Source organism: Calothrix anomala FACHB-343, from assembly GCF_014696435.1.
In the GTDB taxonomy this organism is placed as follows: Bacteria; Cyanobacteriota; Cyanobacteriia; order Cyanobacteriales; family Nostocaceae; genus Aulosira; species Aulosira anomala_A.
This window is the reverse complement of sequence record NZ_JACJQG010000017.1, coordinates 120612-143050: the sequence shown is the minus strand read 5'-3', so window position 1 is coordinate 143050 and position 22439 is coordinate 120612. Positions and strand designations below refer to the sequence as shown.

General features: G+C 41.4%; 22 protein-coding genes. 6 read left to right on the top strand and 16 right to left on the bottom strand.

What is annotated here, in order from left to right; genetic code table 11:
• Positions 1-282: 282 nt before the first annotated feature.
• The 3 genes from grxD to H6G08_RS12370 all read right to left on the bottom strand — a co-directional run bounded on the left by grxD (position 283) and on the right by H6G08_RS12370 (position 1790).
• Entirely contained in the window at positions 283-606 is a 324-nt protein-coding gene (gene grxD, locus H6G08_RS12380) for a Grx4 family monothiol glutaredoxin (protein WP_190542461.1), read from the bottom strand.
• A gap of 121 nt (positions 607-727) precedes the next feature.
• On the bottom strand, positions 728-985 hold the full coding sequence (locus H6G08_RS12375; protein ID WP_190542486.1) for a BolA family protein: 258 nt from the start codon (positions 983-985) through the stop codon (positions 728-730).
• A 208-nt stretch (positions 986-1193) separates the two neighbouring features.
• Positions 1194-1790, bottom strand: coding sequence for a hypothetical protein (locus tag H6G08_RS12370; RefSeq protein WP_190542457.1), 597 nt, complete (start codon positions 1788-1790; stop codon positions 1194-1196).
• A 173-nt stretch (positions 1791-1963) separates the two neighbouring features.
• Between H6G08_RS12370 and H6G08_RS12365 the strand changes: the two genes are divergently transcribed.
• Positions 1964-4066, top strand: coding sequence for a S8 family serine peptidase (locus tag H6G08_RS12365; protein ID WP_190542456.1), 2103 nt, complete (start codon positions 1964-1966; stop codon positions 4064-4066).
• 112 nt (positions 4067-4178) lie between these two features.
• Here H6G08_RS12365 and H6G08_RS12360 read toward each other — a convergent pair whose 3' ends face one another.
• The 5 genes from H6G08_RS12360 to H6G08_RS12340 form a co-directional block, all read right to left on the bottom strand.
• Positions 4179-4955, bottom strand: a complete 777-nt coding sequence (locus H6G08_RS12360) for a lysophospholipid acyltransferase family protein (protein WP_390625606.1) — start codon at positions 4953-4955, stop codon at positions 4179-4181.
• 114 nt (positions 4956-5069) lie between these two features.
• A complete protein-coding gene (tadA, locus tag H6G08_RS12355) occupies positions 5070-5555 on the bottom strand; it encodes a tRNA adenosine(34) deaminase TadA (protein WP_190542450.1) in 486 nt (161 codons plus the stop codon).
• Positions 5556-5745: 190 nt separating this feature from the next.
• A complete protein-coding gene (grxC, locus tag H6G08_RS12350; RefSeq protein ID WP_190542447.1) occupies positions 5746-6060 on the bottom strand; it encodes a glutaredoxin 3 in 315 nt (104 codons plus the stop codon).
• A gap of 255 nt (positions 6061-6315) precedes the next feature.
• Complete coding sequence (locus tag H6G08_RS37480; RefSeq protein ID WP_190542444.1) at positions 6316-8298, bottom strand: sensor histidine kinase; 1983 nt, start codon at positions 8296-8298, stop codon at positions 6316-6318.
• A 274-nt stretch (positions 8299-8572) separates the two neighbouring features.
• Entirely contained in the window at positions 8573-9145 is a 573-nt protein-coding gene (locus tag H6G08_RS12340) for a DUF981 family protein (RefSeq protein WP_190542441.1), read from the bottom strand.
• A gap of 280 nt (positions 9146-9425) precedes the next feature.
• Between H6G08_RS12340 and glpX the strand changes: the two genes are divergently transcribed.
• Positions 9426-10463, top strand: a complete 1038-nt coding sequence (gene glpX / locus H6G08_RS12335) for a class II fructose-bisphosphatase (RefSeq protein WP_190542438.1) — start codon at positions 9426-9428, stop codon at positions 10461-10463.
• 100 nt (positions 10464-10563) lie between these two features.
• Positions 10564-11850: a glutamyl-tRNA reductase gene (locus H6G08_RS12330; RefSeq protein WP_190542435.1), complete on the top strand. Its 1287-nt coding sequence runs from the start codon at positions 10564-10566 to the stop codon at positions 11848-11850.
• 424 nt (positions 11851-12274) lie between these two features.
• On the opposite strand, the gene H6G08_RS12325 is transcribed toward H6G08_RS12330, so the two are convergent.
• On the bottom strand, positions 12275-12493 hold the full coding sequence (locus H6G08_RS12325; RefSeq protein WP_190542432.1) for a helix-turn-helix domain-containing protein: 219 nt from the start codon (positions 12491-12493) through the stop codon (positions 12275-12277).
• 173 nt (positions 12494-12666) lie between these two features.
• On the opposite strand from H6G08_RS12325, the gene H6G08_RS12320 reads away from it, so the two are divergent.
• Positions 12667-13263, top strand: coding sequence for a DUF2087 domain-containing protein (locus H6G08_RS12320; RefSeq protein ID WP_190542429.1), 597 nt, complete (start codon positions 12667-12669; stop codon positions 13261-13263).
• An 84-nt stretch (positions 13264-13347) separates the two neighbouring features.
• Here the strand turns inward: H6G08_RS12320 and H6G08_RS12315 are convergent, their stop codons facing one another.
• The 4 genes from H6G08_RS12315 to H6G08_RS12300 all read right to left on the bottom strand — a co-directional run bounded on the left by H6G08_RS12315 (position 13348) and on the right by H6G08_RS12300 (position 16268).
• Positions 13348-14142, bottom strand: a complete 795-nt coding sequence (locus H6G08_RS12315; RefSeq protein WP_190542426.1) for a Tab2/Atab2 family RNA-binding protein — start codon at positions 14140-14142, stop codon at positions 13348-13350.
• A 353-nt stretch (positions 14143-14495) separates the two neighbouring features.
• Positions 14496-15740: a BaiN/RdsA family NAD(P)/FAD-dependent oxidoreductase gene (locus tag H6G08_RS12310; protein ID WP_190542423.1), complete on the bottom strand. Its 1245-nt coding sequence runs from the start codon at positions 15738-15740 to the stop codon at positions 14496-14498.
• A 107-nt stretch (positions 15741-15847) separates the two neighbouring features.
• Positions 15848-16009 (bottom strand): rubredoxin, encoded by a 162-nt coding sequence (gene rd, locus H6G08_RS12305; protein ID WP_190542420.1) that lies wholly within the window; start codon positions 16007-16009, stop codon positions 15848-15850.
• A 64-nt stretch (positions 16010-16073) separates the two neighbouring features.
• Positions 16074-16268, bottom strand: a complete 195-nt coding sequence (locus H6G08_RS12300; protein ID WP_096642985.1) for a hypothetical protein — start codon at positions 16266-16268, stop codon at positions 16074-16076.
• Between the two features lie 660 nt (positions 16269-16928).
• On the opposite strand from H6G08_RS12300, the gene H6G08_RS12295 reads away from it, so the two are divergent.
• Together H6G08_RS12295 and H6G08_RS12290 are read left to right on the top strand one after the other, a co-directional pair.
• The gene (locus H6G08_RS12295; RefSeq protein WP_190542417.1) at positions 16929-17483 is read left to right on the top strand and encodes an SRPBCC family protein; all 555 of its coding nucleotides are present in this window, start codon (positions 16929-16931) and stop codon (positions 17481-17483) included.
• A gap of 8 nt (positions 17484-17491) precedes the next feature.
• A complete protein-coding gene (locus H6G08_RS12290) occupies positions 17492-18067 on the top strand; it encodes a DUF924 family protein (protein WP_190542414.1) in 576 nt (191 codons plus the stop codon).
• 154 nt (positions 18068-18221) lie between these two features.
• On the opposite strand, the gene H6G08_RS12285 is transcribed toward H6G08_RS12290, so the two are convergent.
• The 3 genes from H6G08_RS12285 to clpB form a co-directional block, all read right to left on the bottom strand.
• Positions 18222-18458, bottom strand: coding sequence for a Nif11-like leader peptide family natural product precursor (locus H6G08_RS12285; RefSeq protein ID WP_190542412.1), 237 nt, complete (start codon positions 18456-18458; stop codon positions 18222-18224).
• Between the two features lie 489 nt (positions 18459-18947).
• Positions 18948-19544: a hypothetical protein gene (locus H6G08_RS12280; protein ID WP_190542409.1), complete on the bottom strand. Its 597-nt coding sequence runs from the start codon at positions 19542-19544 to the stop codon at positions 18948-18950.
• Positions 19545-19750: 206 nt separating this feature from the next.
• Complete coding sequence (clpB, locus tag H6G08_RS12275) at positions 19751-22369, bottom strand: ATP-dependent chaperone ClpB (RefSeq protein WP_190542406.1); 2619 nt, start codon at positions 22367-22369, stop codon at positions 19751-19753.
• Between the last annotated feature and the right edge of the window lie 70 nt (positions 22370-22439).

Sequence of the window (22439 nt, the reverse complement as noted above, 5' to 3'; positions counted from 1 at the left end):
TTCCCCGGCTTGAAGCAACTGCCGTCCCCTTGCCTAAAGTACGGATGTGTCTCTTCGCCACGCTACGAGTCACATCCTCAAGGGTTTTCAGCTAGCCTTTCTTATAACCTGTTTTAGCTTGGGGTTATAAGGGCGGGTTGAGAGATATCCTTGGTGATTAACGAAAATCATCCATCAACCCGCCCCTACTTCTGGTTTAATTACGAATTACGTAGACGCCTAGCGGCTTCCCGAAGGGAATTACGAATTACGAATTACGAATTACGAATTACGAATTACGAATTACGAAGCTAAGGCTACTTCGACTAATTGCTGTAATTCACCACTTTGATACATTTCAATTAAGATATCTGAACCACCAATGAATTCGCCATTGATATAGACTTGGGGAATTGTCGGCCAGTTAGAATATTCCTTAATTCCTTGACGAATTTCTGGATCGGAGAGAACGTCAAAAGTCTCGAAAGGAACGCCCAATGTATTAAAAACCTGCACGGCGTTGTTAGAGAAACCACATTGCGGCATTAACTTGTTTCCCTTCATGAAAACAAAAATCTTGTTTTGTTTTACGTAGTTGTCAATTTTTTGTTTTACTTCTGGCGTCATGGTTTTTCTGTTTCCTAGTTTTGCTTATAGTCTAGAGGAGCCAGCGCCTGTAGCGATGCCTGCGGCGGGCTACGCCTACGCAACTGGAGGCGACTGACATTTAACAGTCAGTATTAAACGACTAAGAAGCGGCTGTAGTTTGCCAAGCTTCGGGAGTGTAAGTCTTGATGGCTAGTGCATGAATTGCTTCTGTTGACATAGCTTGTCGCAATGCATCGTAGATTAACTGGTGTTGTTGTACCAGTCTCTTACCTGCAAACTGCGATGAAACTACTGTCACTTGATAGTGGTCGCCACCACCAGTCAAATCTTGCACTTTAACCAGTGCGTCTGGCAGTTCCGCTACGATCATTGCCTCAACCTGCTGCGGACTAATCATCGCAATTCCTGAAAAAACTTCTTTTCTATTATTAACAGATAGAGCGCGATCGCTTTTTACCCTGGCAGTTGTTGCCAAGCTAAAAAAACTAGGCACTCTAGGGACTTGTGTTTGAGAATGCCTTAACAGACAATAGATATTCACATCCTACCATTAAGGCATTGCCCAGCATAGCATCCCATCACAGGGAATTTTGGCATTTGTGAACTTATTTTTGGGAAGAAGAACTCCCACCTTGTCGGGGATAGGGTGCATCTACAAAGCCTAACTCATATAGCTGTTGATAAGCTTTTTTGCCCAATTCCCTTGTGGGGTTTTGACTTTTGATAATTTGGATTAGCAAAGGTACAGCCAATTCTGATTGATTTTGTGCCCGATGCACTAATGCCAGTCTATAGGTAGCTTCATCTCTTAGCTGGGCTGTATCTCGCGCTTTTTGGCGCTGAGACTCAGAAACTCTGTTGTCAATTCCCGAAAAACTGGCGTTGAGATCTTGGTAAAAATTAGACAGCTGATTAAAAACCTGGCGTGCTTCTTGAAGTTTTTTGGCAGCTACATCATATTTTTGGCCAGATACAGCATCCTCGGCTTCCTTGAGCAAACGCTGTCCGTTTTCAATGCTCAACAACGTAGTGTTTTGCGCTACCGGACGCAGATTGTTGGGATTGTTGGGGTCTATAGGTTGTGCTTGATTGTTGCTTGGTAAATTGTTTACCTGAGCATAACTAGGTGATAGCAGACTGAGGGTTGCTATGAGTGATAAAGAAGTGAAGCTAATCCAGGGAACAGCAACGGCTAGGTTCATGGGATCAATTCGTGCGACAAAATATATAAAAAGCAAATGGAAACTTCGGGTATCTTAACTCTGTTTTTGTCTTTAACCAAGCAAAGTCACATTCTCAGTTTCTCTGTTTTAGACTGAAAATCAGGCTAATTGAGTTCCCTCAGCTTTTAATCATAATATCTAAAAGTGTTTCTATGAACGATCCCATGAATTCTGCCAACTCTCCCAATCCAGGTATACCAGCTAACAATCTGGGATTAGTATTACAACGCGGTGGGGAAGAATTGATTTTAGAAAAGGTTTTAGATCGTTTCAGTGTTCGTCTGGTTCGAGATTTCAATTCCCAGGAATTATCTCAAATAAATTGGGGTACTTGGCAACGCAGCATTCCCCAAGCCAAGCTAGAACTTTTTACTGTAGCACCCAATCAGTTAGAAACGGCAATGTCCCAAGCCCGTGCTGACAATAGAGTAGCTTTTGCTAGCCATATTTACAAGCTCAAAAATAATCCGGGAACTTTTGTTTATCTCAACGATCAAATCACTATTCAATTTGCTACTAATATTGATGCTGCTCAGATCAATGCGCTCGCAACTGCATTTAACTTAGTGCAAGAAAAATTAGTGCCAGGTTTGCCGAATACTTTTGTCTTTGGTGTCAGTAAACAAGCTACAGAAAATCCCCTGAAAATTGCCAATCAATTGCAATTTCGCCCAGAAGTATTAGCGGCTGAACCAAATATTTTGGTACGTCAGGAAACCCATTATAAACCCCGCGATCCTCTGTATGCCCAGCAATGGTATCTTAACCACAATGGCGGTAATCAATTAACAGTTGGTTCCCATATTGCTGTAGAAAAAGCTTGGGATATTACTCGCGGTGTTCGTTCTGTAGTAGTCGCCGTAGTTGATGATTCTTTTGATTTAAATCATCCGGATTTTCAAGGTAGCGGTAAGATTGTCGCCCCTAGAGATTTAAAAGAAAATGATTTTTTACCTTTACCGGATGAAGAAGAAACTAGCCACGGTACAGCTTGCGCAGGAATAGCTGTGGCTGAAGAAAATGGTAAAGGAATTGTCGGGGTTGCACCTGGTTGTGCTTTAATGCCAATTCGCACCACAGGATTTTTAGATGATGAATCGATTGAAGATATCTTTAATTGGGCAATAGATAAAGGTGCAAGTGTCATTTCTTGCAGTTGGGGGGCATCGGCTGTATATTTCCCTTTATCAATGCGTCAACGTGCAGCAATTACGCGGGCGGCTACCAAAGGGCGGAATGGTAAAGGTTGTGTCATTTTATTTGCGGCGGGAAATGCTAACCGCCCAATTGACGGGACTATTTTTGAGCGCAACTGGCCGAAAAATCTATTATCAGGTAATACAGATTGGTTAAGTGGTTTTGCGGTACATGCCGATGTGATGGCTATTGCTGCGAGTACCAGTTTGAATAAGAAATCAGCCTATAGCAATTGGGGTAATAATATTGCTGTATGTGCCCCTAGTAACAATGCACCGCCGGGGATGTGGTTTCAAGAAGCTGGATTTATGGAAACCCAACCCGCGATCGCTACTTCTCTTTTTGGCTTAGGTATGCTCAGTTCAGACCAATTAGGCGCTGCTGGTTACGATAAAGGGGACTTTACCAACAACTTTGGCGGTACTTCGGCAGCCACGCCTGTAGTTGCTGGCGTTGCTGCCTTAATTTTGTCAGCAAACCCTGACTTAACTGCCCAACAAGTCAGACGAATATTACAAGAAACCACTGATAAGATTGTAGACACCAATCCTGACCCCCAATTGGGTTTTCGGGAAGGTACTTATGACAGTAACGGACATTCCCAATGGTTTGGTTATGGCAAGGTGAATGCAGCCAAAGCCGTGCAGGTTGCGCAGCAAATGCGTACAGGGGTATCAACTCCGAGCAAGCAAATTAAGGGGAGAAATGATAGTGCGTTAGGGATTCCCGATAATAATCGCCAGGGAATTAAAAGCGCGATCGCGATTTCCGATGCCAGTATCATCCAAGATATACAAGTTACAGTTAATCTTACCCACGATTTTTTAGGCGATTTAGAAATTTATTTAATTGCACCCAATAATCAACAAGTTTTATTGCAAAACCGCACTTTAGGAAGGCGGACAACATTACAAACAACATATACAGTGCGATCGCATCCAGCACTCAAACAATTGCTTTCCATCTCAGCTAAAGGACGTTGGCAATTGTGGTTAGTTGATTATGTCGCGCAAGATGTTGGTCAATTGAATAGTTGGGAATTAAGTTTGAGTATTTAGTCAATGGGCATTGGGCATGGGGCATTGGGCATTGATATTTTTTACAAATGACAAATGACAAATGACAAATGACAAATGACAAATGACAACTGACAACTGACAACTGACCAAATTACAAATTAGGAATTTCTGCAAATGTATGATTAGGAATTTCTGTTTCTTGGTGGCTGAGTTGTTGTAAAACTTTGGTTAAATCGCTAGTTAAAGATTTAGCATTTTGTTTGAGAGAACCATGATTGTAATCTGCAACTGTGATGGGTGAGCCGATGTGAATAATTACATCAGTACCCCAGTTAGGATAGCTTTGGCTGTAATTGATACTAATAGGAATGATTTTTACGCCTAAATCTGGCTGGCTGGCTTCCGCGCTTAAAGCTAAACGGGCGATTCCTGGCTTTAAGGGATGAACCTCACCATCACGATAAATTCCGCCTTCGGGGAAAATAACCAAGGTTTTTTTCTGCTGTAGTAAATCGACACCGTGACGTAAGGTTGTAATTGATGGATGCTTCGGATCGACGGGAAAACCGCCTAAGCGCCTCACAAACCAACCTTGCAATCCTTTGCATTCGCTACTAGTAACCATAAATCGCAAGTCATTTTTGCGGTGACAAGCGATCGCTGCATAAGGTACAAGTAAAGCATCCCAACGGGCACGGTGGGTAGGTGCCAGAATCATCGGCCCGGTTTCGGGAATATTTTCTTCACCGATGATTTGAATATGTCCAAAAAACGACGGTATTAAAAAGTACCGTCCTAAGAGATACGCTAAAGGTGCTAACCAAGCAGAAACCCGTGAAGTATCAGAGGTAGTATTAGCCACCTGGTTATGGCTGCGGGTGTTTGCGAGCTTTTGCTCAGAGGTAGGAGTAGCAGAGTGAATGTCCATCATGCTCGTGACTGCCGATTGCCTAGTAAAATGTGACGAAACCTTGATTAGTTACACGGTAAATTTTCTTTCCTCACTTGTGTCATACCTATTGGACAGTTTCGTCTCTGTCTGCTAATTTCGCTTATGCCGTTTGGTAGCAAACCAAGCTTGCAATTGCTGACGGCAAGCCGACTCTAAAACCCCGCCAATGACTTTCAGGCGGTGATTAGAGGCTGCACTATCGGGTATGTTGGTAACAGTACGAATTGCACCAGTTTTGGTATCGTCTACTCCATACACCAGCAATCCCACACGGGCGTGTATAATGGCACCTGCACACATTGGACAAGGTTCCAAAGTTACATAAAGGGTGCATTGATTAAGATGCCAATTTTGTAAATTTTGAGCCGCTATTCTCAAGGCAACAATTTCTGCGTGAGCTGTGGGGTCTTTGTCACGTTCTTTGCGGTTTTCACCTTCTGCAAGTAAATTGCCTGCTGCATCAATTATTGCTGCTCCTACAGGTACTTCTCCAGCTTCACCAGCTGCTTGTGCTAATTCCAAAGCACGACTCATCCATTTTCGGTGGATAAGATATTCTGGGTATGCAATTAACATTGGATTATTGCTAATTCTGATTTAGAACCCAAAGGTTGACATGATTATTAGTCACTGAAGTGACTTGGATAGCTCTCACGTTTGGACTAAGAGCGATCGCGACTAAGCCCATCTTAGCGGGCTAATTTAATGTTTATTTTTGGTTCTAGCTGGGAAGTATTTAAAGAGCCTAAAGGCGAGATTTTTGAATTTAAACTGCTGTTTGCGCTAATAGTGGATCGAGTTGACCTTGAGTATCCAATTGATAGAGGTCATCGCAGCCACCAATATGTTGATTATTAATAAAAATTTGGGGAACTGTGCGGCGTCCGTTAGCTCTTTCTGCCATTTTGGCTCTAGCTGTCTCGTCGCCGTCTATTTTGTATTCTTGGAATTGAACACCTTTCCACCAAAGTAGGATTTTAGCGCGGATACAGTAAGGGCAAGTTTGCCAAGTATAGATTTCAACTTGAGCTTTAACTCGCTCTGGATGACGGTTTAATAAAGGATTGAGAAAATTAAGCATATTTGCATATTATCGCTTTTTAGGAATTTTCTCTAGATTAAGTTATTTCTCATGGGTAATTTTTCATCACCTGGAAAGTGTAAACCAATTTGCAAAGGTTTGGAGATGATGAGCGCTAGGTAAATAATCAGTGAATGTCTACATTTGTGCTGGTATAATTAATACTTGCATACTAATTAAATCTTAATTAAGATGTGTTTTACAATACAGATTTTGCGTAGTAAAAACGCTAATTATACTTGACATTAGTCGCGCTTATACCCTGCTGAATTCAGCCATAGTCTGAACTTTAATCGGAATTTCAATGACAAACTTTGTACCTTTTCCTAGTGTGGAGTCACAACGAATTTTACCACCATGCTTCTGAGTCACAATTTGATAGCTCATAAATAAACCTAAGCCAGTACCTTTACCAACAGGTTTGGTGGTAAAGAAGGGATCGAAGATGTTCGAGCAAATCTCTTTAGGAATTCCAATACCATTGTCAGAAATCGTAATTCTTATTTGGTTGGTATCAATTTGACAAGTATGAATGCAGATGGTAGGCAGGGTAGCCGAAATTGCTGTCACCGAATCTGCCTGATGAGATGCTTCTAATGCATCAATCGCATTGCTGAAAATATTCAGAAATACTTGATTAAGGGAACCAGCATCACATTCAACTAGGGGTAACTGATTATAGTCTTTGATTACCTGGATTTGTGGGCGATGTGCTGTGGCTTGCAATATATGTTGCAAAATTACTAAAGTACTATCAATTCCTTGATGAATATCTACTGCTTTCCATTCTGTTTCATCCAAGCGTGAGAAGTTCCTTAATGATAAAACTATAGTGAGAATGCGCTCGGTACCGAGACTCATAGAGTTAAGAATTTTATTAACATCTGACTGTAAAAAATCAAGGTCAAGTTGTTCCAATTTTGCACGCAAGGCTTGAGGTGGATGGGGATAATGTTGTTGATAAGTTTGTAATGCTATCAGTAAATCTTGGATATACTCAGAAAGGTGAATTAAGTTGCCATGAATAAAATTAACTGGGTTATTAATTTCATGGGCGACTCCTGCCACCATCTGTCCTAATGCAGACATTTTTTCACTATGAAGCATTTGTAGTTGAGTCTTTTTTAGGGTTTTTAAGGTTTGCTTCAAAGTAGTATTTTTTTCATACAATTCTTCAGTTCGCCGCTGTACTCGCAATTCCAAAGTTTCATTTGTTCTGGCTAATTCAGCAAAGGCTAAACGCAATTTGGATTCAGCTTGGGTTCGTTCGGCAATTGTGGCTGTGAGTACCAGAATGGTAAGTGCGATCGCATTAATAAACAATTGCAGTTGCAGTAAAGATTGGTTGAGATCCTCACTAGCAAACCCACCTTTACCATTAACAGTAGCAATGACAGCGATCGCTGCCACAATAAAAGTTAATAAAGTTGCACCCAGTTGTCCCAGGCGAAAAGCCGACCAAATCAACATCGGAATCAACATATACTCCAAGTGATATCCTTGAGCAAAAGCAATGTCACCGATGAATATTACCAACAGCATCAGAATAAGTGGTTCTAAGATATTGAACCAGAATTTTAAACGATGAGCCAAATGTGCAAAATTTTCTGATGGGGAATTTAATCGTAAACTTTGCCAAATTGTTTGGGGATTTTTTTCGATAAATTGCTGCCAACTCAATAAAATTGGCGTCACAATCGCAATTCCCGAAACGTTAGAAATCCACCAAGTTAACCAAACTTGTCCAGATATTGGCAAGGGTACTTTACAACTCAACACCAAGCAAGCGACACCCACAGTTGCATTGATTGTCGGCCCTACCATCCCAGTTAAAATTAAAAATTTGAATACATCAGTGACACGTTCTAAGGGATAGCGAAAGTTGCTGGCTTTTCGTAGCAGGAAAGCACCGCATAAAGTCCCTATTGTTGTGCCAATCGCAATTAACAGCACCGGTACTGAGGAAGTTACTAGAGATAAGAAACTTGTTGGATCTCGAAATGCCCAAAAGTTAGCGAAAAATGAACCCAAAAACACACCGTAACCAATCCAGTTACCAAACAACAAAACAGCCCCCGTTGCAATTCCATCGGGAGGCCAAACTGGAGTCACATCTTGAGGTGTGGAAGCCAGACGACGGGATATTTCTGCCATTCCATAGTAGGCGATCGCTAAAACAATGATGCATCCAATTTGCTTAAGCCTATGCGGAAATATAGGGGATCTTTGTTGAATCATCCGTTTTGTAGCTGCTTCATCTTAACTTTGTTCTCTCAACATAGAATGCCCTTTTCTGTAAAAATCAGAACATTAAGCAGCGATGAAAGTAGTTAACAAAGAGTTAAAAAGCAACTGTATTTAAGCGGTTTATTATGTATATATAACCTTAATATTATCTGCATAAGAGCATATGATTGCCTATGGGCGAAAGTCCAGAGAAAAATTAATTTTTTAATTACATATAAATACAAAATTAACGGTATTAACACTTAAACGTAGGGCAAAAAATAATTCAACGCATGGGTGTGGGAACCCACTTTTGGAAAGTTTCGAGATGATTCCAATAGGCTAAATAACCAGTAAATGCCCAAATCAGCGCGGCTGCAATCAGCACTATTACCCCAATTAATCGCCAAGTACGGTTTGTTTTCCAGTAAAGAGTTGGTGCTGCGCAAACGCCACTTAAACCAGTCAGAATAAAGCCTATTCCTGACATTAATGGTTGTTTTGTTATCCCTAAATTAATAATTCTCATACCGATAACAATTGCTACTAAGCCTGCAAAGAAAGCATAAATAGCTATCGTTAATAAATCCCAGTCTAGAGAAAGAGCGATCGCGCTACTCATAAATAAAATGCCAAATAAAACGGTAGTTTCCCCAAATGCGATATTAAAGCTACCGCCAACTGGCCAGGTAAAAGTCATGTGTAAGCCTGTTGTGAGTGCGATCGCGCCTGTAATCCCAAAACCAGGAACCCAGCTTTTCTGGCGATCGCTATCTATTCCGCGATACAGGTAATCAGCGAGTAAAAATAACCCGGCTACCATATTAATTAACATCAGTGTGATGTAGTCAATAAACATGATTTACCCAGAAAAACACACTTAATAGAAGAGTACAATATTACCTATGTAATTGCCTATACTTTCTGTTTGATGATTAATAAAGACTTTTAACGGTTAAAGGGCAGTGTAAACACAGAAAACTTTGTATAATAAAGAACAAGCAAAAATTAATAGCAGCAAAACTTAACATAGAGTAGTAGCAATAGTATTTTCCACGGGTATCCGCCCTTTGGTAGACTTGAAGACTGGAACAGCTAGATAAAACGACGCTAAGTCAAGCAGTTTAGAGGGCGACTCTGTGGAAAATACACTTGGATTAGAGATTATTGAGGTAGTAGAACAAGCCGCGATCGCATCCGCAAAGTGGATGGGTAAAGGCGAAAAGAACACTGCTGACCAAGTGGCAGTGGAAGCAATGCGCGAACGCATGAATAAAATCTATATGCGCGGTCGCATTGTGATTGGAGAAGGTGAACGCGATGACGCCCCTATGCTATATATTGGGGAAGAGGTGGGTATCTGCTCCCGTCCAGATGCTAAGGACTTCTGTAACCCAGACGAACTCATCGAAATTGACATTGCCGTTGACCCTTGTGAAGGTACGAACTTGGTAGCATACGGCCAACCAGGCTCGATGGCTGTATTGGCAATTTCCGAAAAAGGTGGTTTATTTGCTGCTCCTGACTTCTACATGAAGAAATTAGCAGCACCTCCAGCAGCTAAAGGCAAAGTAGATATCAACAAGTCAGCAACGGAAAACCTCAAAATTCTCGCCGAGTGTCTAGATCGCTCTATTGAAGAACTTGTGGTAGTAGTCATGAAGCGCGAACGCCACAACGATTTAATTAAAGAAATCCGCGAGGCTGGGGCGAGAGTGCAACTAATTTCCGATGGTGATGTGGGTGCAGCTTTATCTTGTGGTTTTGCTGGAACCAACATTCACGCCCTGATGGGTATCGGTGCTGCGCCTGAAGGTGTAATTTCCGCCGCCGCTATGCGTGCTTTAGGTGGACATTTCCAAGGTCAGCTCATTTATGACCCTGCTATCGTCAAAACAGGGTTAATTGGCGAAAGCAAAGAAGCTAACTTGGAGCGTTTGCAGTCAATGAATATCACTGACCCCGATAAGGTCTATGATGCTCATGAACTCGCCTCTGGTGAAACCGTACTGTTCGCTGCTAGCGGTATTACCACTGGTAATCTCATCCAAGGTGTACGCTTTTTTCATGGAGGAGCTAGAACTCAAAGCCTAGTTATTTCCAACCAGTCAAAAACTGCGCGCTTTGTGGATACTATTCACATGTTTGAACAGCCGAAGTACGTACAATTGCACTAAGCAATAAATAGTCAGGAGTTAGGAGTTTAAATCCCCTACCTAACTCCTGACTCACCATTCACCACTTACCATTAACCATTTAGCAATTATCAATTAGCAGATGAATATAGCAGTGGTGGGGTTAAGCCATAAAACAGCCCCAGTAGAAATCCGGGAAAAGTTGAGCATCCCCGAACCCCAAACAGAAAATGCGATCGCTCAACTGACTAGCTATCCCCATATTGACGAAGTTGCAATTCTCAGCACTTGTAACCGCCTGGAAATTTATATCGTCACAGGCGAAACAGAACACGGTATTCGCGAAGTCACGCAGTTTTTAGCTGAATATAGTAAATTGCCTGTAACATCTTTGCGTCAACACCTGTTTATGTTGCTGCATGATGATGCTGTGATGCATGTAATGCGCGTAGCAGCAGGTTTAGATAGTTTAGTCCTGGGAGAAGGACAAATTCTGGCTCAAGTGAAAAATACTCACAAATTAGGCCAGCAATATAACGGTATAAAAACAATTTTGAATCGGTTATTTAAACAAGCTTTAACAGCAGGTAAGCGAGTTCGTACTGAAACTAGCATTGGTACTGGCGCAGTTTCCATCAGTTCGGCGGCGGTGGAATTGGCGCACATGAAAGTCGAAAATTTAGCGGCTTCGCGGGTGGCGATTCTCGGTGCTGGTAAGATGTCGCGCTTGTTGGTACAGCATTTAATTTCTAAAGGTGCCCAGCAAATTAGTATTTTAAATCGCTCACGCGATCGCGCTCTGGAATTAGCCAAACAATTCCCCGAACAAACTTTAGATATTCAACCACTCTCGGAAATGATGCAAGTAATTTCCCGGAGTGATTTAGTATTTACAAGTACTTCAGCTACAGAGCCAATATTAGATCGTGCCAAATTAGAAATGGTTTTAGAGCCTAGCCAGTCTCTCATGCTATTTGATATTTCCGTACCCCGTAACGTCCATGCTGACGTAAATGAGCTAGCTAACGTCCAAGCCTTCAATGTGGATGATTTGAAAGCGGTTGTCGCCCAAAATTACGAAAGTCGGCGGAAGATGGCGCAAGAAGCGGAGAAGATTCTGGATGAAGAAGTAGAAGCTTTTGATATTTGGTGGCGCAGTTTAGAAACTGTCTCCACTATTAGCTGTCTGCGCAATAAAGTTGAAACCATCCGCGAGCAAGAATTAGAAAAAGCATTGTCGCGCTTAGGTTCAGAATTTGCCGAGAAACATCAAGAGGTAATCGAGGCACTTACACGGGGAATAGTTAATAAAATTTTACACGATCCGATGGTGCAATTGCGAGCGCAGCAGGATGTAGAAGCCAGACGGCGATGTATGCAAACTCTGCAAATGCTATTTAATTTAGACGCAGAAGAGCAATTTAGCTAAATTATTGGGGAATTTTGGAGTTTATTTAGCTAAAAATCCCACCAAATACCTTTTAATAAGCCTTTATTCGGTGCTGAATGGGCGATCGCTTTAATGTTTTGCTGAGAAATATTCAGGCGATCGCCTAAAATTGTCCTACTAATCATTATTAAATAATTACTAGAAAATTCACCAGCAAATTAATTATGTGCTATCAGGCATAAATATTCAAATAAGCAAATAAGTAAGTGGCTATAAATAAACAAAACTATATTACGAAACGTAAATAGACTTGAAACTCTTGCCAATGACAAATGACTAATGACAAATGACAGCCCTTGCCAGCTATATTTAATTACACCAACCTACTAATTAACAACAGCATTCCTATCCTGTGGAAATTAGGGATAAGAATGCTGTCAGGTTTTGTTAGAATGACATCTGCTTATAACAGAGGTCTAGTTCTAGCGCGATAATCCATTAAAGCGCCTTGACTAATAAAAGTGCGCCCATTTCTCCTGCTAGTAGGAATTTGTCCTTTTTGCAAAGCCATATACAGAGTACTTTGGTCTACACCTAAAAATCTCGCCGCTTGTACCAAGGAAGTACCCTGTTTGGTTTTACTTCCTCTCCATCTGTTTCTATTTGAGAATGGTCTGAACATAGCAAAATGTAAAGAACAACTTAAGAAATCTCAACTTTGGACAGAACGAGTCGCAGAATTAACAATAATTCACAATCAAGCAAAACAATCCCTCTGCCTGCTCAGAGGGCAACAACATAGCTAATTCGATTTCTCTCTAATTAGATCGGAGTCGAATTTGATTATAACAAATTATGAGGAAAGAACAATTTCAGACTCTACTGCAATTTTTTAAAGCCTTAGCGGATGAGAGCCGATTAAAAATTGTAGGTATTTTAGCGAACCAGGAGTGCAGTGTTGAAGAGTTAGCGGTGCTATTACAACTTAAAGAACCGACAGTATCCCATCATTTATCAAAACTCAAGGAACTAAATTTGGTAACTATGCGCCCAGAGGGTAATAACCGCTTCTACCAATTAGATAGCGAAGCCTTGCAGAATATTAGCAAGGAAATTTTTACCCCAGAGAAAATAGCCTCCTTAATCGAGGATGTAGACACAGAAGCGTGGGAAAGCAAAGTCTTGAGTAACTACATAGAAACTAATGCCAACAATCTAGAGGTAGTACAACGTCTCAAAGAAATTCCCGCTAGTCGGAAAAAGCGCTTAGTCGTTCTTAAGTGGCTAGCCAGTAAATTTGAACCGGGAGTTCAGTATCCAGAACTTACAGTGAATGAAACACTCAAACGCTATCATCCTGACTACGCTACTTTACGCAGGGAGTTAATTGGTTACAAATTAATGCAGCGAGAAGATGGAGTTTATTGGCGAAATAACATAGAGCTAATTTAACCTTCGATATACAAAATTTTCACCTCACCCCCAACCCCTCTTTTGCGCAGAGAGGTAAACTGGGTGGGTGAGGTTCCGTCGAATTCAACGTTCTGATTGCAATAACCAAAAGCCACTGTAAGTCATACCAGAATCATCTGGTTGCACTAACAAAAAGTGTAATCCGCGACTGAGTTGTTGACGCTGTTGATAAAGTTTAGCAGCCGTTGCCACTTCTGAATCGGTAAAAGTGGCAACAATCCACCTATCGACTAAACCGGCTGCTAATACTAAGCCATCGGGCGCACCAGCCACATAATTTAACTCTACAGGACGAGCTTCATGTAACCACCGGGCTAAACGCATCGATTGTCTCCCACCATAGATGACTACACCGGGAATTGGGGCGGTTGATGGTAAACCGAGATTGAGGGGTTTAAGATATTCTGGCAGATGGAGGATCGGAATCGGGCGATCGCTAAATGCTGTTTCTACATCCCCAGCCGTTAAAGTGGCAAATCGCCATTGTTCGCCCCAAAGATTTTCTGGTAAAGGTACAGGTGGTGGTTGATCGACAACTGTGGGATATTGTTTTTCTTCTAACCACTGCTTAAGTGCTAAAGTCCGACGGGTAGGTTCAACTGTAATCCCTAAATTCTGCCCAGCCGCCTCAATTAAACTTAAAGATTGCGGGCGAAATACCTGAATGATATCTGGCATTTGTTCGCCTGCTGCTAGTTGAATTTGACTGGTTAACCAAGTTGAATTCGCTTGTTTTTGCGGACAGCTAGCTACATATTCTAAGCTGCGAGTTGCATCGCAAATTAACAACTCCCAGATATTTTCTTTGGTAGTATTTTGTTGGGGAATTCGGTAAAAATCAGCTTGCCAAATTTTCATTTTTAGAAACAACCAAATCAGACTTTTAGGGAATTATTAAATTTCCAGCAGATTGCCAGTTAATCAGGTACAGATTATCGTTGATTGTAGGGGCATTGGCACTGCCATGCCCCGAAGCGCGTACCTCATTTACTTCTGCGTTTTCTGTGGTTCAAAAAAAGATTTTAACCGCAGAGGGCACAGAGTACACAGAGTAAAGAAATTCCTTCATTAATTAATTCAGTAATTCAGTAATTGCACCAAACTATATTACGAAACGTAAATAGGCTGGAAATCCTGACCAATGACCAATGACTAATGACTAATGACTAATGACTAATGACAGCCCTTGGTAGTATTTTCATTTCGCCACCCTACTTACTCGACGTAATTCCCATAGCGCTACCAGCTAAATAGGCGGTAGTCCAAGCACTCTGGAAGTTAAATCCACCAGTCACACCATCAATATCTAAGACTTCGCCAGCAAAGTACAAACCAGGAACTAACTTACTTTCCATCGTTTTAAAGTTGACTTCTTTGAGATTGACACCGCCACAGGTAACAAACTCTTCTTTGAAAACGCCTTTACCTGTAATTGTGTATTCTCCTTGAGTTAGTTCTGCTACTAATTTATTGAGCATTTTATTAGGCAATTCTGCCCAACGATCCTCTGGGGTAATTCCCACACGGGTGAGAATGTATTGCCAGAGGCGATGAGGTAAGTCTACACCTCGATGTAGCATAATCGGTCGCTTTCCCCATTCAGTCTTCACTGCGAGGATTTTTTGCCTGACTTCTTCTTGCGGGAATTCCGCTAGCCAATTAATTAATAATTTAGTTTTGTAGTGGTTTTGATGTAAAACTCGCGCCCCCCAAGCGGAAAGTTTGAGAACAGCAGGGCCACTTAAACCCCAATGGGTAATTAATAATGCTCCTGTTTGTTCTAGTGGCGGTTTACTATTAGTTAATAACCGTAACTTGACAGGGTTGACACTAATCCCAGCTAATCCCCGCAACTGAGGATCGGGAATATTAAAGGTAAACAAAGAGGGTACGGGTGGTTCAATTTTATGCCCTAAATCTTGGGCAATTTTATGACCTGCGATGCTGCTACCTGTGGCGAGTAAAATGCGATCGCACTTTAACACCTCTTTTGATTTCAGCACAATCTCAAACCCTGCTGTCTCGGTTTGGCGTTGGACTTTAACTACAGCTGTACCTATAAGCAGTTCTACCCCAGATGCTTGCGCCGCATTCATTAAACAGTCAACTATCGTTTCCGAACTATCAGTGATGGGAAACATCCTGCCGTCAGCTTCGGTTTTTAGCTGGACTCCCCGAGCGGCAAACCAAGCTATAGTATCTTGAGCTTGAAAGCGAGTGAAAGCGCCTAACAGTGCTTTTCCACCTCTAGGGTAGTTTTGCACTAATCTTTGAGCTTCAAAACAAGCATGAGTCACATTACAGCGTCCACCGCCAGAAATCCGTACTTTCGCTAGTGGTTGGCGGCTAGCTTCAATTAAAGTAACTTGAGCATGAGGATTAACTTGAGCACAAGCGATCGCACCAAAAAATCCCGCAGCCCCACCCCCAATAACAACAATCTTCAATGGCAACAACTTAACAACTATCTCAATAGCACCTACTTTACAATAGCGTTGACTGTTGACTGTTGACTGTTGACTGTTAAAAGAGATTTTCTGGTTTGGTTTGGGGATTTGCTGGTTTACTCTGCGATTTCAAAGTCCTGTTTTGACGCTCCGCAAACTGGACATACCCAGTCTTCGGGGATATCTTCAAAGGCTGTTCCTGGTTCTATGCCGCTATCTGGATCGCCATTTTCTGGATCGTATACATAGCCGCATATAGTACATATATACTTTTCCATTGTACTTTCCCTTAGAGAGTTGGTGATTGCCTTGACTTGTGATTGCTTTCTCAGTTCGCCAATGTTAAAAACGCCACCAGGTTTTTTGCACATAACCGAGAATGCCAACAGCGATCGCGCCTAGTAATAATAACCAAATAATGCCACCAGGAATAAAAGTAATCAGACCGAAACCTCTCAGTAACCATACGGCTATGCCTATGCCTAAGAGAATGCCGAAAAGTTGGGTTAATCGCCGATTTAAAGAAGACTGACTCACTTATTTTACCTCTAATCTCAGTAATTAACGAATCTAACTTGCATAGTAGATGATGTTGGAAGCATCTCACTTTTTTAATCAATACCCTTCTAGAGTATGACTACACAAACAAAGCCTGCTTTTGTAGGCTTCATATTTAGAGCCAGTGGCTGATAGCCTGGCAGCCTTGATAAAAATTGGCATGCTCCCGATGATGTTTGTGCTATTCTATCTTGGAGAAATTCAATTTTTTACGAAAATTTATTGTTACTGAAAAAGTTTCTCTGCTACTTGCAAGCGTTGCAATCTAGGTAATATCAGTAATTAGTAGTTAGTTCTACACAATATATGTACTAATATGCTACTGGCTACAAGGGATAGGAGCTAGAGAAGAGTATAAATAAAAAAATAAGATAAATGCCTATTGCCTATTTCCTTGTTGACAGCTGACAATAACACAGTTACCGAGTAAAATTAGTCAAACTTTTTACTTTAAACTTCTTTCATAATCAGCACAAATTTTTAAAGCTTTTCATCAAATATTTACGGAAAAATTACCACTTCCGGAAATTTTATTTGCTGAAGTGGAACTAGAATTTAATGGACTAGACTCGATGCCATCAAATGCTTCGGAGTTTAAACCATTTTAACTGTGTGATTTGAGGAGTAATGGAAATTAATATGTCTGCGTCTCATATCTCAGACTCAATTATTACAGGTAAGGATATGCCTTGGAGTCAACAAGAGCAAAAATTGCTCATGCAGGGTGAAATTTTAGTGAAAACAGAATCGCACACAGCTTGGGGTGGTGCAGTGACAGCTTGGATGTATGTACCGCTAGTGCGATCGCAAGTTTGGCAGCAATTGACAGACTATCCGCGTTGGGTACATTATTTTCCCGATATTACCAAAAGCGAGGTTGTGTCTAAAGGTGAGGTGAAGCGTCTGTATCAAGCAGCGCAAAAAGCTTTTTTCTTTTTCACAGCTCAAGTAGAAATTTACTTAAATGTTGTGGAAGTATTGGGACAGCAAATTCAATTCCGCATGGAAAAAGGGACTTTTGAGGACTTTAAAGCCAATTTAGAACTGCAAGATTGCGGTAATGGGACTTTGCTTGCTTATGATGTGCGAGCTACCCCAAATTTGATGATACCCTCTATTTTGATTCAACAAGCAATGAACTTTGAGTTACCCGCAAATATGCGTAAAATGCGACAAGTTCTTTGCAAGGGTTAATCACAGTAATGTCACAGGTAAAAGCGATTTTGGAATTCTGGTTTGGTCATCCCGATGAACCAGGTTACGGTAAACTCAGAGATTTTTGGTTTAAAGCAACACCAGATTTCGATTGGGAATTGACAAGTCGCTTTCTCGAAGCTTACCAAAAGGCCGCAGCAGGATTATTAGACGATTGGGTGAATTCTCCCGAAAGTTGTCTGGCGTTGATTCTGCTGCTAGATCAATTTCCGCGAAATATGTTTCGCGGCACGCCTCAAGCCTTTAGCACTGATTGGGAAGCGCTTTCAGTAGCACAGCAAGCTGTAGCTAAAGGCTACGATCGCGAATTCCTCCCCGTACAACGCTGGTTTATCTATTTACCCTTTGAACATAGCGAAAATCTGGAGGATCAACGACGCTCTATCAAGCTATTTCAGCAAATCAGTCACGATCGAGAAAGTGCGATCGCGATTAAGTCGGCTTTTAAACATCTGGAAATAATTGAGCGTTTTGGGCGCTTCCCTCATCGCAATCTCATTCTCGGACGCCCTTCCACTCCAGAGGAAATAGAATTTTTACAGCAGCCTGATTCTGCATTTTAGCTGCATCGCCATGCCACATTAATGATGATGAATCATTCTTTCTGTCTGGGATGACTTGAAATCATCACAATTAATGTGGCAAATTAATAGCAAATTATAGCGTTATAGATTATAAAATCATCTCTAAGTCAGATATCTCTGCAAAATTGGCAGATTAAGCCAGATTTAGAGAATTATCTGCACTACTGGACTCGGTTTCAAACCAGATTTGATCGAGTTCATTTTCATTGAAGCTATAGCCATGAGTAGCCGCAAATTTGACAATTTTTGTTTTATCCCAATGGTAACTGCCAAAAAATCCTTGATTACAACACTTTTTAGCATATTGGTCATAAATTGCTGGCTCTGATGTTAAAAGGTCATAAAAAGCTTTCACTTGTTCTAGGGACATAAAACTTTAGCTCCTGCGATTGTCATTTTTACATCTAATAAAACATACATTGGCACGGAAATTAATTCCGGTTGCTATAAACCAGCATTTAGGAATGTTCTCAAACTTTTGAATTAGGAGATGACAGAGGAGTTGGATTTTGATTAACATCTCTTTGATTCAGTATATTTACTATTAAAATGTGATTTATGATATTTTTGGCTACTGATTTGCGTAATAAATATTGATAATTTTGCCTAATTTTGTAAAGTTAGATGACAAAAATCCAAATTATCGCAAATTATTCGCAAATAACCCACGATTTAGCGTTATTTGTGGAATCAAGAAATTTGTTACATCGAATTTATGCGGATTCAACTATAATATCCAAGGGTACCTATGACTTTTTTGAAAAATGCGTCGCCAGACTCTGTATGGTAGAGGAACCAAAAATTTACCGGTTTGATATCGCGGTGGATGACGTTATTTTGACCTTCTACGGATGCCCCTTCAGGGTATTTGGGCTAACAATCTTCGGCGAATCTTTACCGCACCATGCACAATTCCTAAAACTGCACCAAGATACAGTCCAATATGAATTCCCCAAACCAAAATAAACTTGGGAATTTCTGTGGGTTCAGCGATTGGCTGAATTTGCTCGACAAAAAAGGGAAACTGCAAATAATAAAATATCAATCCTGTAATTGGCGCAAGCACAATTGCCCAAGCAATAGGATACTTTGCCATTTTTATTAATTGATGATGAGGTAAAGGTAACTTTCGCTTCTGATTAATGATTAAAAAGATGCCGTAGCTAAAAAAACCCGCGAAAAAGCCTGCTTCAAATCCAACCTGACTTACTTGCCAACGAAAACTAGAATCATAGGGGACATTTTTGAAGTAATAAAAGTAAGCAGGTGAAAGAGTGCAGGTAATCTGATCGTTAATAACACCAAATACTGCACCCATTAAACCGGATAGAATTAAAAACAAGTATTCTTTAAATTTTTTCGGGTTAGTTGGATGACGCCAGTAGTCATAGGCGATAACCAAACCCATCAATGAAAATAAAATTAGCAGTCGATATTGATAAGGAACATTTTGCATAAAATAATTGTTTATAGGTAATTTATAAACCTAATTTCTATATTTATTTGTCGTTATTTGAGTGAGAATTTTTCTGATTGAGTAGGTATGGCGACGGCGGATTAAGTATTATCTTGCGGTTGAAATTTGCCCACAGTATTTATAACAAACAAAGACGCCAAGAATTCTTGGCGTCTTTACTTTGTCTGCGGTTATGGATAACCAAATTAGCTAGTAAACACCTCAACCGGCAAACGGCTGAAAGATAGGCGTTCATTTTGCACATCTACAAAGATAGAGTCACCATCGTGGAATTCGCCACGCAAGATAGCTTTAGCTATTTGAGTTTCTAATTCCCGTTGAATTGCTCGTTTTAATGGACGCGCACCAAAAACTGGATCGTAACCGACTTCGGCTAAAAAGTCAAGAGCCGCATCCGAGAGTCGCAGGGACATTTTGCGATCGCTCAATCTTTGGCGCAATCTATCAGCTTGTAGCATGACAATCTGCCGGAGTTCGCGTTTTTGCAAGCTGTGGAAGATAATAAACTCGTCAATTCGGTTGAGGAATTCTGGACGGAAGCTATTACGCATCGCTTCCAATACCCGATGGCGCATTTCGTCATAGCGCATGTCATCCCCGGCGACATCGAGAATATATTGAGAACCGATGTTACTGGTCATGATAATAATCGCATTTTTGAAGTCTACCGTATGACCTTGGGCATCGGTGACGCGACCATCATCAAGAATTTGCAGGAAGACGTTAAACACATCGGGATGTGCTTTTTCAATTTCGTCAAAGAGAATCACAGCGTATGGACGACGGCGAATAGCTTCGGTGAGTTGTCCGCCTTCTTCGTAACCCACATATCCGGGAGGCGCACCAATTAAGCGAGAAACGGCGTGTTTCTCCATATATTCCGACATGTCAATGCGTACCAAAGCTTCTTCGGTGTCGAACATATACGCGGCTAAAGCTTTGGCTAACTCGGTTTTACCTACACCTGTGGGGCCGAGGAAGATAAAGCTAGCTATGGGACGATTAGGATCGGCTAACCCAGCACGCGATCGCTGAATTGCATCAGCTACAGCTGTAACGGCTTCATTTTGTCCAATTACCCGGTGGTGCAGTTCATCTTCTAAATGCAGCAGTTTTTCTTTTTCCGATTCCACCAATTTACTGATGGGAATTCCTGTCCATTTAGAAATAATTTCCGCAATATCGGCTTCGGTAACTTCTTCCCGCAGCAGAGATTTACCCGTACCTTGGGCTTGTGTTAGTTCATTTTCCGCCGCTTCTAATCTTCTGTGTAAATCGGTTAACTTACCGTATTTTAACTCAGCAGCGCGATTGAGGTCGTAATTCCGTTCTGCTTGCTGAATTTCTAGGTTAACGCGGTCAATTTCTTCTTTTACCGCCTGAATCTTGGTAATGACATCCTTTTCCGATTGCCATTGTGCATTCAGGGTTCTTTGTTCTTCCTTGAGATCTGCAAGTTCTTTCTCTAATCTTTCCAACCGTTCGCGAGAAGCTAAATCGCTTTCTTTTTGTAAAGATAGCTTCTCCATTTCCAGTTGCAGAATCTTGCGATCGATTTCGTCTAGTTCTTCTGGCTTAGAAGTAATTTCCATTTTCAGCCTAGCAGCAGCTTCGTCTACTAAGTCAATGGCTTTATCTGGTAAAAAGCGATCGCTAATATAACGACTCGATAATGTCGCCGCAGCTACTAAGGAACTGTCGGAAATCTTTACCCCGTGGTGTACTTCATAGCGTTCTTTCAACCCCCGCAAAATAGATATAGTATCTTCGACGCTGGGCTGATCTACATAAACTTGCTGGAAGCGTCTTTCTAAAGCGGCGTCTTTCTCAATATATTTGCGATATTCATCTAAAGTTGTCGCTCCAATACAGCGCAACTCGCCTCTAGCTAGCATGGGTTTTAATAAATTCCCCGCATCCATTGCGCCTTGAGTTGCACCAGCGCCAACTACAGTATGAATTTCATCAATAAATAGAACTATATTGCCGCCAGATTCGGTCACTTCTTTTAAGACTGCTTTCAGGCGTTCTTCAAATTCTCCTCGGAATTTCGCCCCAGCAATCAAAGCACCCATATCTAAAGCGATTAATTTGCGGTCTTTGAGGGATTGGGGAACATCACCGGCGACGATGCGCTGGGCGAGTCCTTCCGCGATCGCAGTTTTACCTACACCTGGTTCGCCAATCAACACGGGGTTATTCTTGGTGCGCCGCGAAAGAATTTGAATTGTACGGCGAATTTCATCATCACGACCAATCACCGGATCGAGTTGACCTTTACGTGCTGCTTCTGTGAGGTCACGCCCGTATTTTTCCAGGGATTGGTATTTACCTTCTGGATTTTGGTCGGTCACTGTCTGGCTCCCCCGAATTTGTTTAATAATATTTTTTAGCTTGCTTTCATCTAAACCAAATTCTTGCAATATACCTTTACCAAAGCGATCGTCTTTGGCATAAGCCAGCAATAAATGCTCAATAGAAATATATTCGTCCTTAAATTCTTTGCGATAAGCGTCCGCCCTGTCTAATAAAGTATCCAAGCTGCGTCCTAAGTAAACAGAAGTACTGCTACCGGATACCTTGGGCTGACGCTGAATAAATTGTTCGGCGCGATCGCGGATTTTTTGCAAATTTACACCCGCTTTGGTCAAAATCCCGCTTGCTAGCCCTTCTTGTTCTAGCAGCGCCTTCATTAGGTGTTCGCTTTCAATCTGTTGTTGCTGATATTGTTTCACAATATCCGGGGTATGGGCGATCGCTTCCCAGGCTTTTTCTGTAAATTGGTTTGGATTAGTGGGTTGCATAGGCTTGTGGAGAAACCACCAAAGACACAGGACTATAAAGATAACTCACACTGACTCAACGGTGAATCCG